This window comes from Streptomyces sp. NPDC015532 (assembly GCF_043078065.1).
Classification (GTDB): domain Bacteria; phylum Actinomycetota; class Actinomycetes; order Streptomycetales; family Streptomycetaceae; genus Streptomyces.
Genome location: NZ_JBIBSY010000005.1, coordinates 449,578 through 466,281, shown reverse-complemented (window position 1 = coordinate 466,281; position 16,704 = coordinate 449,578). Strand labels below are relative to the sequence as shown.

At 70.2% G+C, this 16,704-nt stretch carries 13 protein-coding genes; 4 read left to right on the top strand and 9 right to left on the bottom strand.

Translation table 11 applies throughout. The annotated features are described in order from the left end of the window. Window positions 1-176: 176 nt before the first annotated feature. Window positions 177-512, bottom strand: a complete 336-nt coding sequence (locus ACF07B_RS19670) for a hypothetical protein (RefSeq protein WP_037614653.1) — start codon at window positions 510-512, stop codon at window positions 177-179. After that, window positions 509-721, bottom strand: a complete 213-nt coding sequence (locus tag ACF07B_RS19665) for a hypothetical protein (protein WP_362393356.1) — start codon at window positions 719-721, stop codon at window positions 509-511. Before ACF07B_RS19665 ends, ACF07B_RS19670 begins: the two co-directional genes overlap by 4 nt. Before the next feature lie 266 nt (window positions 722-987). Here ACF07B_RS19665 and ACF07B_RS19660 point away from each other — a divergent pair, with 266 nt between their 5' ends. After that, complete coding sequence (locus ACF07B_RS19660) at window positions 988-1,980, top strand: helix-turn-helix transcriptional regulator (RefSeq protein ID WP_362393359.1); 993 nt, start codon at window positions 988-990, stop codon at window positions 1,978-1,980. A gap of 68 nt (window positions 1,981-2,048) precedes the next feature. Here the strand turns inward: ACF07B_RS19660 and ACF07B_RS19655 are convergent, their stop codons facing one another. The 7 genes from ACF07B_RS19655 to ACF07B_RS19625 all read right to left on the bottom strand — a co-directional run bounded on the left by ACF07B_RS19655 (window position 2,049) and on the right by ACF07B_RS19625 (window position 11,046). Further along, the gene (locus ACF07B_RS19655) at window positions 2,049-3,113 is read right to left on the bottom strand and encodes a LuxR C-terminal-related transcriptional regulator (RefSeq protein WP_369484947.1); all 1,065 of its coding nucleotides are present in this window, start codon (window positions 3,111-3,113) and stop codon (window positions 2,049-2,051) included. A 671-nt stretch (window positions 3,114-3,784) separates the two neighbouring features. Next, window positions 3,785-4,867 (bottom strand): sugar ABC transporter substrate-binding protein, encoded by a 1,083-nt coding sequence (locus tag ACF07B_RS19650; RefSeq protein ID WP_392179799.1) that lies wholly within the window; start codon window positions 4,865-4,867, stop codon window positions 3,785-3,787. A gap of 734 nt (window positions 4,868-5,601) precedes the next feature. Then, complete coding sequence (locus tag ACF07B_RS19645) at window positions 5,602-6,054, bottom strand: heat shock protein transcriptional repressor HspR (protein WP_369484949.1); 453 nt, start codon at window positions 6,052-6,054, stop codon at window positions 5,602-5,604. Between the two features lie 7 nt (window positions 6,055-6,061). Beyond that, window positions 6,062-7,249 (bottom strand): molecular chaperone DnaJ, encoded by a 1,188-nt coding sequence (gene dnaJ, locus ACF07B_RS19640; protein ID WP_362393371.1) that lies wholly within the window; start codon window positions 7,247-7,249, stop codon window positions 6,062-6,064. Between the two features lie 33 nt (window positions 7,250-7,282). Beyond that, the gene (gene grpE, locus ACF07B_RS19635; protein WP_326786568.1) at window positions 7,283-7,942 is read right to left on the bottom strand and encodes a nucleotide exchange factor GrpE; all 660 of its coding nucleotides are present in this window, start codon (window positions 7,940-7,942) and stop codon (window positions 7,283-7,285) included. Then, window positions 7,939-9,783 carry a molecular chaperone DnaK gene (gene dnaK / locus ACF07B_RS19630; RefSeq protein WP_392179798.1) on the bottom strand — a complete coding sequence of 615 codons (1,845 nt, stop codon included), beginning with the start codon at window positions 9,781-9,783 and terminating at the stop codon, window positions 7,939-7,941. The genes grpE and dnaK overlap by 4 nt, the downstream gene beginning before the upstream one ends. Before the next feature lie 147 nt (window positions 9,784-9,930). Further along, window positions 9,931-11,046: an MraY family glycosyltransferase gene (locus tag ACF07B_RS19625; RefSeq protein ID WP_369484954.1), complete on the bottom strand. Its 1,116-nt coding sequence runs from the start codon at window positions 11,044-11,046 to the stop codon at window positions 9,931-9,933. Between the two features lie 266 nt (window positions 11,047-11,312). On the opposite strand from ACF07B_RS19625, the gene ACF07B_RS19620 reads away from it, so the two are divergent. The 3 genes from ACF07B_RS19620 to ACF07B_RS19610 all read left to right on the top strand — a co-directional run bounded on the left by ACF07B_RS19620 (window position 11,313) and on the right by ACF07B_RS19610 (window position 16,630). Further along, window positions 11,313-13,589 carry a (Fe-S)-binding protein gene (locus tag ACF07B_RS19620; protein WP_369484956.1) on the top strand — a complete coding sequence of 759 codons (2,277 nt, stop codon included), beginning with the start codon at window positions 11,313-11,315 and terminating at the stop codon, window positions 13,587-13,589. 385 nt (window positions 13,590-13,974) lie between these two features. After that, window positions 13,975-15,468 carry an FG-GAP and VCBS repeat-containing protein gene (locus ACF07B_RS19615; protein WP_369484957.1) on the top strand — a complete coding sequence of 498 codons (1,494 nt, stop codon included), beginning with the start codon at window positions 13,975-13,977 and terminating at the stop codon, window positions 15,466-15,468. Window positions 15,469-15,568: 100 nt separating this feature from the next. Continuing rightward, window positions 15,569-16,630: a Yip1 family protein gene (locus ACF07B_RS19610; protein WP_392179797.1), complete on the top strand. Its 1,062-nt coding sequence runs from the start codon at window positions 15,569-15,571 to the stop codon at window positions 16,628-16,630. Window positions 16,631-16,704: the final 74 nt, after the last annotated feature.

Sequence of the window (16,704 nt, the reverse complement as noted above, 5' to 3'; positions counted from 1 at the left end):
GGGGGGTTGCGCCCCCGCGCCCCCCCCCCCCCGCCCCCCCCCCCCCCCCCCCCCCCCGCCCCCCCCCACCCCCCCCCCCCCCCCCCCCCCCCCCCCCCCCGGGGCGGGGCCCCCCCCCCCCCCCCCCCGCTGCGGGGGGAAGTACCTGCGCGATCTACTACGACGGGGGAATCGCGTCAGGCACTGCGGGGGGTGGCTGCGATGGTCTCGACGTCCGGGACGTCCGGGCCGGTGAGCTGGTGGTCGCGCTGGTCGAGGTTCACGAAGATCATTCCATACCGGATGGCGCACCGGACGGGCTGCGGCGCCCCCCGAGGCCGCCGCAGACACCGGTAGGCCCTTACGTCCTCGTCGTCGTCGCGGGTGACGACGACGGGCTCTCCGAAGACGGTCACCATCAGCGAGTCACCGCTGTACGGGATGGCCGTGACCAGGTCGATGAAGTGCCAGCCGGACCGGTAGGCGGTGGCCATCTCTCGGCGGAAGGAACGGTCGTCGGGAGGAATGCTCATGCTTCTGCGCTCGCGGAGATGACCGTCCAGCCGCTGTCCGACAGCACCGAGGCCTCGGCACCGTTCCAGCCACTGTCCGCCGGGTTCGCCTTCACGCTGGTCCAGCCGCTGTCTCCCGGGAGCGCCGCGGCCTCGATGTCGGTCCAGCCGCTGTCTCCGGGTACCGCCTCGGCGGCGGTCCAGCCGCTGTCCGCCAGGGTCGCCTTCACGCTGGTCCAACCACTGTCCGGGCCGGCCCAGGTCCGGGCACCCCCGGCATCAAGACCCGAGGCTCCCAGGGAGCCGGACGCCACAGCGACAGAGAAGACTGCGGCAAGCACTGAACCAAGCAATCTCGCTCGCATAGTCGGCTTCGTCCTCACTTGATGGAATCTTCTCCCCCGTCGTCACAAGACGATGGCTCATTCAGGCACGTCAATGCCACAGCAGCGATGCATCATGTTCCTGCACGTTCAGGACCCTGGGGGGTGGAGATTTGCCCACAAACTACTCACAACCGACACATCCCCACGCTGTCACCACGTTGTGTGACGAAGGAACACGCCTTTACGCCAGTGCGTTGCACTCCGGCCGCATCACCCGGGTCGAAGTGGAAACGGCCCCTTGCCTCTTGGAGTTCGCGCTGCTTCATCCCGACCCCGACGACGAGAAGTGGCTGCGTCCCGTCCCGCCGTCGGTCGCGCTCGCCCAGCGCCTGCAGCCCCTGGAACGGGAGATCCAGGAACGCCGGCGGCTCGCGATCGAACTGACGGACTCCTTCGATCCGTTCATCGCGATCAGCACGCAGAGCACCGCGAGTATCCACGCGATCACCGTCCTGGAGGGATTCGACCGGATCAACGCGGCGCTCAATTCGGCCACCGCCGAGTGCCAGACGGAGATGCTGACGATCCAGCCGGGCGGCGGCCGGCCCGCCGACGCCCTGATGCAGGCCCTGGAGCGCGACAGGCCGCTCACCGACCGGGGCGTGCGCATCCGCACGCTGTACCAGCACACCGCCCGGCACAGCCAGGGCACGCTCGCCTACGTGGAGCGCATATCCGGCGGCCGGATCCAGGTCCGTACGCTCGAGGAACTCATCGAGCGGCTGATCGTCTTCGACCGGACCGTCGCGTTCATCCCGGCCAGCGACGACCGGCGGGTCGCCCTCGAACTCCGCCACCCCGGACTCGTGCTGTACCTGAGCAAGGTCTTCGAGCAGCTCTGGCAGCGGGCGGTCCCGCTCACCGAGGACGTCCCGAACGACGTCGGGCCCAACGGCATCACCGGCGTCCAGCGCTCCATCGCCAAACTGCTCATCGAGGGGCACGTGGACGAGGCCATCGCCCGCCGCCTGGGCATGAACGTCCGTACCTGCCGCGCGCACATCGCCAAGCTGGCCTCCGCCCTCGGCAGCGGGAGCCGGGCCCAGCTCGGCTTCCTGATAGCGCAGTCGGGACTTCTGGACCAGCCCGAGGGAGGGGAGTGACCCGGACTGACGCCAGATCGCCCGGGGCGCCCGGCCGGGCTCCGGAGGCCTCGCCCGGACCGCCGTCCTCAGCGCCCCGCCGGGGATCCGCGGTCGGGGACGGCGGGCGCTCCCGACACGGCCTCCGCGACGGTGACCGGCTCGAAACCGGGGGAACGCTGCGGCCCGTCGAGACCCGCCTGGGCGATCCGCACGCCCAACTGCGTCCGGCTCGCCGCGCCCAGCGTCTCCGAGAGCCGGGCGATGTGCGCCCGGCAGGTCCGCACGCTGATGCCCAGCCGCTCCGCGACGACCGCGTCCTGATGCCCCTCGGCCAGCAGCGCGGCGATGGACCGCTCCCGGTGGGTGATGCCCTCGATGCCCGTCGAGGGCATGGGTGAGGTCAGCGGGATCGCGAGCCGCCACAGCCGTTCGAAGACCGTCACCAGGTAGTCCACCAGCGCGGGGTGGCGCAGCTCCAGCGCGATCGTGCGGTCCGAGTTGGCGGGGATGAAGGCGACCGTGCGGTCGAAGAGGATGAGCCGCTCCACGACCTCGTCGAGGGTGCGGGCCTCGGCGGCGTCGCCCATCAACTCCATGTAGTTCAGCAGGCCCTGGCCGTGCCGGGCCACGTGGGTGTACAGGTCGCGCATCCGTACCCCGCGCCGGCGCATCTCCATCGCCCGGTGCAGGCCCTCGACGAGTTCGTCCTCGCGCCGGATGCCGCCCGGCTGCACCGTCAGCACCTCACGGGTGCACTCCTCGGTCGCCTTGTCCATGGCGGCGTGGATCCGCGGCAGCCCGTCCAGGACCCGGATCGCCACGCCCTCGGCCGGCGCCCGCACCCGGCCGCCCAGGCCCGCGTACCACTCGAAGGCCGACACCGCGTCGCCCACCCGCGCCTGGCTCGCGCTGACTTCCTCGTACACGCCCCGCAGGAGCCGGGTCATGACCTCCTGGGGCGAGGTCGGCACCAGCCAGTCCATGTCGTCCGGATCGGGGTGCAGCAGCGCCAGTTCCAGCAGGCAGGGCACCGCCTCGGCGTCCCCGCGGGGCACCCGGCCCCGGCGCACGGCCCGGGAGTACACCCGGTCGCCCGCATCGCACAGCCGGTCAGCGCCGTGCGGATGCCTGTCCGTCCCGTGCCCGGCCATCTCCCACCCCTGGCTCCAGCTCCAACCCCTGGCGTGAGCCCCGCGTCAGGGCGTCCTCCGCAGCGCAACTATGCGCGGACGCGTCCGGCATCGCAACAAGGCTGTGCGGCCGGGAGACGTCCGTTCGCCCCTGCTCGTCCGCATACATCCCGACCTCCGCCGCGCCCCTTGCAACAAGCTGCAAGATGGCCGCCCGAACCCCGGACACGCTCCCTGAACACACTCCGCGGACACTCCGCCACAAGGCCCAACTCCGTTTCCTCCCGAGGGACTTGCGGCGAGCGCGCCCGGCCGGCCGCAGCCGCCGAGGGCACTCCACCCCGGGGACCGGGGCCGCGCCGGACCGGGCGCCGTGGCGGACCGGGCGCCGTGGCGGAAAGTCCACCGGCCCCGCGGACCGCGCGGACGGCACCCGCGGCGAGCGCGCGGCGATCACACCGAGGGGGCGTGCGGCCCCGGAGGGCGCCGTGAGGGCCGGGGCGCGCCGGGGTGGGCGTGCGGGGCTCCGGGAGCGGCGTGAGGCCGTACAGCGCGCTCCTGGGAGGCTTTCCGGGCCGGGGTGGCACGAGAACGGCCCCGGCCGTGGGTGGGCGCCGTTGGCGCGCACCCACGAGCGGGGCCGAAAGCGTCCGCCGGCCGTCCCGGTACGGAGACGGCCGGGCGGAGGCGTCCTACTTGATGCCGAGCGAGCTGCAGAGCGACTTGTAGGGCGTCGTGCAGATCTTGTCGACGGCGTAGATGCCGTCCTGGACGACCGTGTTCTCGATGTTCTCCTTGGTGAGGGCCACCACGGGCACGAGCTGGGACGGGACGTCCTTGTTGGTGGGGCTGCTGACCTTGTCGCGGGTGAGCGCGTCGAACTCGATCGTCCGTCCCTGGACGCGGGCGACGGCCATCTCGGCGGCGGCGTTGGCCTCCTGCGGGTACGACTTGTACACGCTCATGTACTGGTCGCCCTTGATGATCCGCTGCACGGCGATGAGCTCGGAGTCCTGGCCGGTGACCGGCGGCACCTTGCTGACACCCGCGGACTTGAAGACGTCGATGACCGCGCCCGCGATGCCGTCGTTGGCGGCGTAGACACCGGCGATGTTGCTCAGCCCGACGGCCTGGATGGACTTCTCCATGTTGACCTTGGCGTTGGCCGGGTCCCAGTCCTTGGTGTCGTACTCGCTGGCGACGATCACCTTGTCCTTGAGCTCGGACTCGGCGCCCTTCTTGAACTGCGCGGCGTTCGGGTCGGTCACCGAGCCGTTCATCATGATGATCTTCTTCGACGCGGTGTTGGAGCCCAGCGCGGCCACCAGGGCCTTGCCCTGGGTCTCGCCGACCAGCTCGTTGTCGAAGGAGATGTACGCGTCGATCGGACCCTGCGCCAGGCGGTCGTAGGCGATGACCGGGATCCCGGCCTCCTTGGCCTTGCGCACGCCCTTCGCGATCGTCACCGAGTCCACCGCGTCCACGAGGATGACGTCGACCTTGTCGTCGATCATCTGCTGCATCTGGCGGAGCTGCTTGGCGGCGTCCTGCTCCGCGTTCAGGTAGAGGACGTCACCCTTCTTCTCGGTGAGCTTCTGGACCTGCTCCCGGATGATCGGGTAGTCGAACTTCTCGTAACGGGTGTTCCCCTTCTCCGGAAGGAGCAGGCCGACCGTGATGTCGTCGCCCTTGGTGGCGCTGGCCGTGGTACCACTCCCACCGAAGTCGACCACGCCGCATCCGGCGAGGGTGAGGGCCGTGGCGGACGAGGCCACGGCTATGACGGTACGGCGGAGGCCGGTGTTACGAGTCTTCACATCAGGTGCCTTCCGGGCGAGGTTGCAGCATTGCGACCCAGGTGGCTGAAAGCCAACGCGGCGATCACCTCAGCGTCAAGGAGTAACCACTTAACGAGATGGCAACGGCGTTTCGTGTTCCACAAGTGAACGCGACGGGAAAAGACTACGCCCATCCACCGACCGATCCCCTCAGCTTCACCTTCTGTCATTCACACAAACATCCGACATCCGTTCACAGGAGTCGTGATCGCCGACGGTTTTTAACCGCCGTTGACGATCGATCAGACCCGAAGGAACACATGGACAGAGGCACTCCCGCGCGAGGTGCCCCCACCTCGGCCCCCGCGCCCGCCCCCGCGAACGGGCCGCCCGGCGCGGCCGGCGCGGGCGCCTCCGGAGTGACCAAGCGCACACCGCCCGTCCATTGACGCCATTTCCACGCGAACACGTCTTATCGCCGTCCGCCCGCGTACAACGAGAAGGACAACCTGAACCCCCGCCATCGGGCTTATGCGGACGACATACGCGAAACAGCCCTCGGGAAGAACATTTCAGCCACTCGGTCAAAAGCGGTCAGCCCCGCGCCTTCCGGCCGGAAGGCGCACGCGAAGAGGCCCGGAGGTCGATGACCTCCGGGCCTCTTCGCGTTCGTCCGGGTACCGCCCCGGGCGACCGAGCTCTGGCCGGTCGCCCGCTCGGGACGCCGGGTTCTAGTCCGTCGCCCGCTTGGGGCGCCACACCACCAGCGCGCTGGTGTGCTGGACCTCCTGGTACGGGACCAGGTCACGCCGGTAGGAGGCGTGCACGGCGGCCTCGCGCTGCTGCATGGCGGCCGCGGCGCCGTCGAGGGCCGACTCCAGCTCCGCGACACGGGACTGGAGCGCGGCCACCTGGTTCTCCAGCTCGATGATGCGCTTGATGCCGGCGAGGTTGATGCCCTCGTCCTGCGACAACTGCTGGACGGTGCGCAGCAGCTCGATGTCACGGGCCGAGTAACGGCGGCCCCGGCCGGCCGTGCGGTCGGGAGAGACCAGACCGAGCCGGTCGTACTGACGCAGCGTCTGCGGGTGCAGCCCGGAGAGCTGGGCCGCCACCGAGATGACGTAGACCGGGGTCTCCTCGGTCAGTTCATAGGGGTTGCGTCGACGACCGGTCGTGTCCATGGCTCCGTCATGCTCCCTTCGCGGCCTGGAACAGCTCCGCCCGCGGATCCTCACCCGCGGTCGCCTCGCGATACGCCTCCAGCGCGTCACGAGCCTTGCCGGACAGGTCCTGGGGAACCGCCACCTCGACGGTCACCAGGAGGTCGCCCCGTGTGCCGTCCTTGCGGACCGCGCCCCTGCCCCGGGCGCGCATGGTCCGTCCGTTGGGCGTGCCCGGCGGCAGCTTCAGGGTCACCGGGGGGCCGCCCAGCGTCGGCACCTTCACCTCGCCGCCCAGTGCCGCCTCCGCGAAGGTGACGGGCACGGTGACGGTCAGGTTGTCGTCCTTGCGGCCGAAGACCGGGTGGGCGTCCACATGGACGGTGACGTACAGGTCACCGGCCGGGCCGCCCCGCTCGCCCGGCGCGCCCTTGCCCCGCAGCCGGATCCGCTGGTTGTCGCTGACCCCCGCGGGGATGCGGACCTGCATCGTGCGGGACGACTTGGCCCGCCCGCTGCCCGCGCACTCCATGCAGGGGTGCTCCGCGATCAGACCGCGGCCCTTGCAGTCCGGGCAGGGGTCCGTGAGCGAGAACCCGCCGCCCGAGCCCCGCGCCACCTGGCCGGTGCCGACACAGGTCGGGCACACGCGCGGTGTGCCGTTCTTGTCGCCGGTTCCCGAACAGGCCTTGCAGGGCGCCTGCGAGGTCATGCGCAGCGGAACGGTCGCGCCGTCCACCGCCTCCGTGAAGGAGAGCGTGACCTCGGTGTCGATGTCCTGGCCGCGCCTGGGCTGCGTACGCGTGCCCGTGGTGGGCCCGCCCCGGTTGAACAGGCCCCCGAAGACGTCGCCTATGCCGCCGCCGAAGCCGCCGGCTCCTCCCGCTCCCTGGCCCTGGGCACCGCCTCCGAAGAGGTCACCCAGGTCGAAGTTGAAGTTGCCGCCGCCCGCGCCGGGACCCGGCCGGAAGCCACCGCTGCCGAAGAGGGCACGCGCCTCGTCGTACTCCTTGCGCTTCTTGGGATCGCCGAGCACGTCGTTCGCCTCGGAGATCTCCTTGAAGCGCTCCTCGGCCTTGGCGTTGCCCTTGTTGGCGTCCGGGTGGAACTCGCGGGCGAGCTTCCGGTACGCCTTCTTGATCTCGGCCTCGGTGGCGTCCTTGGGGACGCCGAGGACCTTGTAGAAGTCCTTCTCGATGAAGTCCTTGGTGCTCATCCCCGACGTCCCTCCTTCCTCGTCCGTTCAAGCTCAGCCCTCGTCCGGGCCACCGCTCTCCTTGTCCTCCGCCGCCTCGGCCTGATCCTCGGCCTTGACCGGCTGCGCCCCGGGCTGCGGCTCGGCGACGGCCACCCGCGCGGGGCGGATGGTGCGTTCGCCGAAGCGATACCCCGGCTGCAGAATCGCCACGCACGTCGTCTCCGTGACGTCCGGCGCGTACGAGTGCATCAGGGCCTCGTGGATCGTCGGGTCGAAGGGCTCGCCCTCCTTGCCGAACTGCTGGAGTCCCATCTTCGCCGCGACGGTCTCCAGGGATTCGGCGACGGACTTGAATCCGCCGACGAGTTCCCCGTGGTCCCGCGCGCGGCCGATGTCGTCGAGCACGGGCAGGAGTTCGGTCAGGAGGCTCGCCACGGCGACCTCCCTGACCGCGATCCGGTCGCGCTCGACGCGGCGGCGGTAGTTCTGGAACTCGGCCTGGAGCCGCTGGAGGTCCGCGGTGCGCTCGGTGAGCGCCATGCGGGCCTGGTCCAGCTGGGCCGTCAGGCCGGTCAACTGTGCTGCTGCGTCCCCGTCCGGGGCCGCCGCCCCCTCCGCAGAGGGGGTGGCGGACTGCGGCTCGGCGTCGTCAGAGGTGGCGCCGGAAGGGACGTCGGGCTGCTCTTCGAAGCCCGGGGTCTCCTCCGTCACGCGGCACCGTCCCGGCGGTCCTCGTCGACGATCTCGGCGTCGACGACGTCGTCGTCGGCCTTCGGGGCCTCGGCGCCGTGGGCGTCGCCGCCCGTGGCCTGGGAGGCCTGGGCGTCGGCGTACATGGCCTGGCCGAGCTTCTGCGAGACCGCGGCGACCTTCTCGGTGGCGGTGCGGATCTCGGCGATGTCCTCGCCCTTGAGCGCGGCCTTCAGCTCCTCGACGGAGGCCTCGACCTCGGTCTTGATCTCACCGGGGACCTTGTCCTCGTTGTCCTTGAGGAACTTCTCGGTCTGGTAGACGAGCTGCTCGCCCTGGTTGCGGGTCTCGGCGGCCTCGCGGCGGGCGTGGTCCTCCTCCGCGTACTTCTCGGCCTCCTGGCGCATGCGGTCGACCTCGTCCTTCGGCAGCGAGGAGCCGCCGGTGACGGTCATCTTCTGCTCCTTGCCCGTGCCGAGGTCCTTCGCGGTCACGTGCATGATGCCGTTGGCGTCGATGTCGAAGGCGACCTCGATCTGCGGGACACCGCGCGGGGCGGGCGGCAGACCGGTCAGCTCGAACATGCCGAGCTTCTTGTTGTACGCCGCGATCTCGCGCTCGCCCTGGTAGACCTGGATCTGGACGGACGGCTGGTTGTCCTCGGCCGTCGTGAAGATCTCGGAGCGCTTGGTCGGGATCGTGGTGTTGCGCTCGATGAGCTTGGTCATGATCCCTCCCTTGGTCTCGATACCGAGGGACAGCGGGGTCACGTCGAGGAGCAGGACGTCCTTGACCTCACCCTTGAGGACACCGGCCTGGAGGGCCGCGCCGATGGCGACGACCTCGTCCGGGTTCACGCCCTTGTTGGCCTCGTTGCCGCCGGTCAGCTCCTTGACGAGCTCGGCGACGGCGGGCATACGGGTGGAGCCACCGACGAGAACGACGTGGTCGATCTCGGACAGCTGGATGCCGGCGTCCTTGATGACGTTGTGGAACGGCGTCTTGCAGCGCTCCAGGAGGTCGGCCGTCAGCTGCTGGAACTGGGCGCGCGTGAGCTTCTCGTCCAGGTGCAGCGGGCCCTCGGCGGAGGCCGTGATGTAGGGCAGGTTGATCGAGGTCTCGGTGGACGAGGACAGCTCGATCTTGGCCTTCTCGGCGGCCTCGCGCAGACGCTGGAGCGCCATCTTGTCCTTGGCGAGGTCCACACCGTGACCGGAGCGGAACTGCTGCACCAGGTAGTCGACGACGCGCTGGTCCCAGTCGTCACCACCGAGGTGGTTGTCACCGTTGGTGGCCTTCACCTCGACGACGCCGTCGCCGATCTCCAGGAGGGACACGTCGAAGGTGCCGCCACCGAGGTCGAAGACGAGGATCGTCTGGTCGTCCTTGTCGAGGCCGTACGCCAGGGCGGCGGCGGTCGGCTCGTTGACGATACGAAGGACGTTGAGACCGGCGATCTCACCGGCTTCCTTCGTCGCCTGACGCTCGGAGTCGTTGAAGTACGCGGGGACGGTGATGACCGCGTCGGCCACCTTCTCACCCAGGTACGCCTCGGCGTCGCGCTTCAGCTTCTGCAGGATGAAGGCGCTCATCTGCTGCGGGTTGAAGCTCTTGCCGTCGAGCTCGATCTTCCAGTCGGTGCCCATGTGACGCTTCACCGAACGGATGGTCCGGTCCACGTTCGTGACCGCCTGGCGCTTGGCGACCTCGCCGACGAGCACCTCGCCGTTCTTCGCGAAGGCGACGACGGACGGCGTGGTCCTGGCGCCTTCGGCGTTGGTGATGACGGTGGGCTCGCCGCCTTCGAGAACGCTGACGACGGAGTTAGTCGTGCCCAGGTCGATGCCGACCGCACGTGCCATTTCGATTCCTCCAGCAATGACTTGAGTGGAACGGACTCAAGTGTGCACGACGTCCGCCTCCCGGTCAACAGACCTGAGTCGTGGGGGCTCAACTCTTATCCGTTCCTTACACGCATGGAGCCTCTGACCTGGCGTTTTCTCGTAGAGTCAGTGCACCTTTACCGCACCGGGTGCCTCCGGACGGGGACGCCCCGGACGCCCCAGCGACCTCGGGACGGGTCCCCCGGGAGCGGGAATCGCATGCGGATGGGCACGACGCGGGCGGGCCCCGGGACGTACGGCGCCCACGACCGCGACGGCGGCCACCGCGCCGGCCACCCACCAGGCGGCCCCCGCCCCCAGCCACCCGAGGTCGATGCACAGGCCCACGAGCGCAGCCGCGAACGCCGCGAGACCCGTCACGACCATGACCCCCTGACGGGTGAGTCCCGCCCGCCGCAGCCGGTGCACCAGATGGTCCGGCGCCGGGCGCAGCAGCGGCCGCCCCGCCCGCCGCCGCGACACCAGGACGAGGACGGCGTCCGCGCTGGCCACGGCCGTCAGCGCGAAGGCGGCGCCGAGGCCGGTCCCGGCGGGCCGCTCCGCGTGCACCAGCACGACCGCCGAGGCCAGGACGAAGCCGGCGAACAGCGACCCGCACCGCCCCGGCGCGATCCTGGCGGGCGGCCATCCGTGCATCAGGAAGCCCGTGAGGGCGGCGGCCAGCACGCTGAGCAGCGCCGCGAGCCCGTCCATGAGCTCGGCGGCCGCGCACCCGCTGAGGGCGAACGCCGTGATGACACCGACCGTCCCCATCACCCCGTCGGCGTGGTCCAGCGAACGGAAGGCCTGGGTGACGAGGACGATCCAGACCACCGCCAGCACTCCGGCCGGCACGCCGAGCGCGTCGTAGGGGACGGTCAGCGCGGCGGCGACGGCGACGCCCGCCCCGCACACCACCGGGGGTACGGGCAGCAGATCGGCGGCCAGGCCGAGCAGGGCGATCCCGATCCCGGCGACCAGCAGCCGGCCCGTCGCGGGCCCGAGCGGGGCGGCGCCGGTCCAGTCCCCGGCCCAGCCGACGAGCGCCGTCGCGCCGGCCACGGCGACCCCGCCGAGGAGCGGAACGGGCCTCCCTCTTCCGGGGGCCCGCGGTTTCGCCCGGCGCGCGGGAAGCCCCCTCCCGTCGGCCGGGCCGAGGCGCAGGGAGAACGACCGCAGCAGCGCGGTGAGCGTGGCGGTCAGGAGCAGAGCGGCGATGGCGGCCGTGATTCCGTACAGCACGTCGCCAATTTAGGGGTAATTGTCACAGTATTGGGTGAATAACACGATCGGGTTTACGTGTCCCGTCGGCGCGGGGCGAAACGGACCTGCTGCCCGCCTCGCGCGCGGCCACTCAGGCTTCCCTCAGCGACGCAGATCACCGCACCTCTGACTACAGTGCGGCGGAGGAAGTGGGTAGTCTCGAACGGACTGCATAAGTTACCGCTTAGTAATCACCTTCGAGGTCAGTCTCGAAGCAACACCTCGCAGGCCCGAGGAGCCCCCGAATGCAACTCGCCGCGATCATTGTGTCGCTGGTCCTGACCGTGGTCGGCGTCGCGCTGATCGCGCGGGCCGTCGCGCAGATCTACCGGTTCATCAAGCTCGGCCAGGCCGTACCCGCCGGCAGCCGCACCGACGACTGGAAGGCCCGCAGCGTCACGCTGGCCAAGGAGTTCGTCGGCCACACCCGTATGAACCGGTGGGGGATCATCGGCGTCGCGCACTGGTTCGTGGCCGTCGGCTTCCTGACCCTGGGCCTGACGATCGTCACGGCCTACGGCCAGCTCTTCAAGGCCGACTGGACGCTTCCGGTCCTCGGCGGCTGGCTTCCGTACGAGCTCTACACCGAGTTCATCGCCCTGTTCACGACGCTCGGCATTCTCGTGCTGATCGCCGTCCGGCAGCTGAACCGGCCGTCGAAGCCGGGCCGCAAGTCGCGCTTCGCCGGCTCCAAGACCGGCCAGGCCTACTTCGTCGAGGCCGTGATCCTCGTCATCGGCCTCGCGATCATGACCCTGCGCGGCCTTGAGGGCGCGATCCACGGTGTCCACCACTACGAGGCCGCGTACTGGGCCTCGTACCCCCTGGTCGCCGCCTTCAAGGGTCTGAGCGTCGGAACGCTGCAGAACCTGGTCTACCTCACCGCCATGATCAAGCTCGGCGTCACCATGGGCTGGGCGATCACGGTCGGCCTCAACACCAACATGGGTGTCGCCTGGCACCGCTTCCTCGCCTTCCCCAACATCTGGTTCAAGCGCGACGCCAAGGGCGCGACCGCCCTCGGCGAACTGCTCCCGATGACCAGCGGCGGCAAGGCCATCGACTTCACCGACCCCGGTGAGGACGACGTCTTCGGCGTCTCCCAGGTCGAGCAGTTCTCCTGGAAGGGCCTGCTCGACTTCTCCACCTGCACCGAGTGCGGCCGCTGCCAGTCGCAGTGCCCCGCCTGGAACACCGGCAAGCCGCTCTCCCCCAAGCTCCTCATCATGTCGCTGCGCGACCACGCGCACGCCAAGGCCCCGTACCTGCTGGCCGGCGGCGGCAAGACCGTGGAGGGCGAGGAGAAGGCGTCCGAGGAGCAGCTCAAGGACGTCCCCGCGGCCGCCCTCGCCGAGGCCGAGCGCCCCCTCATCGGCACCGCCGAGGAGAACGGCGTCATCGACCCGGACGTCCTGTGGTCCTGCACCACCTGCGGCGCCTGCGTCGAGCAGTGCCCGGTCGACATCGAGCACATCGACCACATCGTCGACATGCGCCGCTACCAGGTGATGATCGAGAGCGCGTTCCCGTCCGAGGCGGGCACGATGCTCAAGAACCTGGAGAAGAAGGGCAACCCCTGGGGTCTTGCCAAGAAGCAGCGCCTCGAATGGACCAAGGAGGTCGACTTCGAGATCCCCGTCGTCGGCCGCGACATCGAGGACCTCAGCGAGGTCGAGTACCTGTACTGGGTCGGCTGCGCCGGCGCCCTGGAGGACCGGGCCAAGAAGACCACGAAGGCCTTCGCGGAGCTGCTGCACATGGCGGGCGTCAAGTTCGCGATCATGGGCGGCGACGAGAAGTGCACCGGTGACTCAGCCCGCCGCCTCGGCAACGAGCCCCTGTTCCAGGAGCTCGGCATGGAGAACGTCGCGGCGCTGAACATGGCCTTCGGCGAGGACGACGAGGACGAGTCCACCAAGAAGCCGCGGACGGCGAAGAAGATCGTCGCCACCTGCCCGCACTGCCTCAACACGATCGGCAACGAGTACCCGCAGCTCGGCGGTGACTACGAGGTCATCCACCACACCCAGCTGCTCCAGCACCTCATCGACGAGGGCAAGCTGCTGCCGGTCACCCCGGTCGAGGGTCTGATCACGTACCACGACCCGTGCTACCTGGGCCGCCACAACAAGGTCTACACGCCCCCGCGCGAGATCATGTCCGCCGTCCCGGGCCTGCGCCAGCAGGAGATGCACCGCCACAAGGAGCGCGGCTTCTGCTGCGGCGCCGGCGGTGCGCGGATGTGGATGGAGGAGCGGATCGGCAAGCGCATCAACAACGAGCGTGTCGACGAGGCTCTGTCGCTGAACCCCGACATCGTCTCCACCGCCTGCCCGTTCTGCCTCGTCATGCTGACCGACTCGGTCAACGGCAAGAAGAACGAGGGCAAGGCCAAGGAGTCCGTCCAGGTCGTCGACGTCGCCCAGCTCCTCCTCGAGTCCGTCAAGACCCCGGTCGAGGAAGAGCCCCCGGCGGGCGCGGCCGAGTCGGAGAGCGAGCCGGAACCGGAACCGGTGAAGTAGCCGGTCCCGGACGGTCCCGCGCGACCGTCCGCCGACCGCGTGTCCGGCCCGCCCGCCCGGCCGTCCCTCAGGCACAGCCGACCGGCCCGGTCCGGATCGGTCCGACCGACACCCCCGTGCTCCACGGAGCACGGGGGTGTCGCCGTGTCCAGGCACCCCGCACACCCGCGCCCCGGCCACAGACGCCGTCCGCGGGCCCTGCCCGTGGAGACAACCGAACAATCAACCACCGAACTCACGTACAACCCTTGGCCTCCTTCGGCGGTCTCCTGTTCGCCGATCAGTCAGTGAACTGCCGGACAACTCCAGGCAAATGCAGACGATCGGCTCCCTATTGACAGGGGATGTGCGCCCAGCGTCCCCGCATGCCGCAGGAGAATCCCGCATGCACATGCGTCACCCGCACCACCTGCGTCTCGCCCTCGCGACGGCCACGGCCGCCGCTCTGACGGGCGGCCTTCTGACCTTCTCGGCCGCGACCGCGACCGCCGCGGACTCCACCACGGTCCCGCAGGCCGACTTCAACGGCGACGGCAAGGGCGACGTGGCCTTCTCGGCCCACGGCGCCTACGTCAGCGGCCACGCGGGCGCCGGCCAGATCGTCGCCCTCTACGGCACGACCACCGGCGTCTCGTCCGCCAAGCGCAGCACGATCAGCCAGAACACCACCGGTGTCCCCGGCACCGCCGAGGCCGGGGACGGTTTCGGCGGTGAGACGGCGTACGCCGACTTCAACAACGACGGATACGACGACCTCGTCGTCGCCTCCCCCTGGGAGAAGGTCGGCACCGACACCAACGGCGGCGGCCTCGCCATCCTGTGGGGCTCCGCGAGCGGCCTCACCGGCAAGGGCGTCGACGTCCCGGACCCGGCCCCCTCCTCGCACGACTACTGGGGCAAGGACCTGGCCGCCGGCGACTTCGACGGCGACGGCAAGGCCGACCTCGCCGTCGGCAGCTCGGCGAGCACGATCTACGTCTACAAGGGCGGCTTCACCACGGCCGGCACCCCCGGCGCCCGTACGACGATCAAGCCCCCGATCCAGTCGGGCACCAACGACAACCCCTACGGCCCGCTCAGCCTGACCGCGGGCGATGTGAACGGCGACGGCAGGACCGACCTGATCGTCGACGGCTTCGAGACGGACTCCGACTACGGCTGGAACACGAACTACTACGTGCCCGGCACGGAGACCGGTCTGAGCGTGGCGTCCGCCAAGGCCCTCAAGCCCGGCATCGTCACCGGCGTCGGCGACATCAACGGCGACGGCTTCGGCGACATCGTCAGCGGCGCCGGCTGGGACTCCACCCTGGACGACGGCACCCCCGTCCCGGACTCCGCCAACGGCGGCAAGGTGAACATCACCTACGGCTCGGCGTCCGGCCCGGCCGGCACGACCGGGGTCACCCAGAACAGCGGAACCGTCCCGGGCACCTCGGAGAAGGGCGACGGCTTCGGCTGGGACCTGGACATGGGCGACGTCAACGGCGACAGCTTCCAGGACCTGGTCATCTCCGCCCCGGACGAGGACATCGACGGCGTCACCAACACCGGCATGGTCACCGTCCTGTACGGCTCCGCGGCCGGCATCAACGTCTCCTCCGGCACCCAGGCGTTCGCGCAGAGCACGGCGGGCGTCCCCGGCAACGACGAGAAGAGCGACCTGTTCGGCGCCGACGTCAAGCTCGACGACGTCACCGGCGACGGCCGGGCCGACCTGATCGTCGGCTCGTACGAGAACGCCGGCAACGGCGCGGTCACCTACCTGCCCTCCAACGGCAGCAAGATCACGACGACCGGCTCCCGCACCGTCTCGCCGAGCACCTCGGGCGTCTCGACGTCGGGCACCCCGCAGTTCGGCGCCGTCTTCGCCGACTGACCGCCGCCGAGGGGCCGGCCGTCCCCGGACGGCCCCTCCACGTGGCATTTCGTCGAACAGACCCACCCGTAGGGGCACCGCAGGTGGTGCCCCTTAGGGGATGTCACAGCTCGGACCCAATGCCGGGCCGGTTGCCCCGGCCCCGGCACGTCACTCTTCGGGACCAGGTACGTTCGATAACGTGGCTGGATTCAGGATCGGACGCGGGGGCCGGAACAACCGTGCCCCGCAAGGGCGACCGCAACAACAACCGTCGTACGGACAGTCCTCCCAGGGACGTGGACAGCAGTCCCCCCAGGGAGGCGGGCAGGAGCCGTACGGCTATCCGCCCGCGCCGTCGCAGCCGCAGTACGGGGGACAGCAGCCGTACGGCGGCCGGCAGGGCGGGCAGCAGGGCGGACAGCCCTACCGCGGCGGGCAGCAGGGCGGCTGGCCCCAGAACGGCGGACACGCCGGCGGGCACGGCGAGCCGGAGTACTTCGGCGACGGTCACCCGCAGCAGGGTCCGGACCCGTACGCCGCGAACAGCCCCGGCCACACACAGGCCTTCTCGATCGGCGAGGACCCCTACAACCAGGGGGACGTCTACCGGGCCGGCCAGGCGGCCGCTCCGCCGGTCGGCCCCAGGCTGCACTGGAAGGACCTGCTCAAGGGCATAGTGACGGCCCCGAACCGGACCTTCCTCCAGATGCGCGACTACACGATGTGGGCCCAGGCCCTGATCGTGACGTTCCTCTACGGCCTGCTGGCGGTCTTCGGCTTCGACGGCGCCCGCGAGGACGCCATCACCGCGACGCTCTCCAACGCCGTCCCGATCGTCCTGACGACCGCTGTCGCCCTCGTGCTCAGCACCTTCGTCCTGGGCGTGGTCACCCACACCCTGGCCCGCCAGCTCGGCGGCGACGGTGCCTGGCAGCCCACGGTCGGCCTCTCCATGCTGATCATGTCCATCACGGACACCCCGCGGCTGCTCTTCGCCATGTTCCTCGGCGGCGACGCGTCCTTCGTCAAGCTCCTCGGCTGGATCACCTGGGTCGCCGCGGGCGCCCTGCTGACCCTGATGGTCGGCAAGTCCCACGACCTCCCCTGGCCGAAGGCCCTCGCCGCGTCCTCCATCCAGCTGATCGCCATCCTGTCGATCATCAAGCTGGGCACGTTCTGACGCCGAGGCGGCACACGCTCCCACCGGACCGACGAAGAGGGACCCCCGGCACACCGCCGGGGGTCCCTCTCACG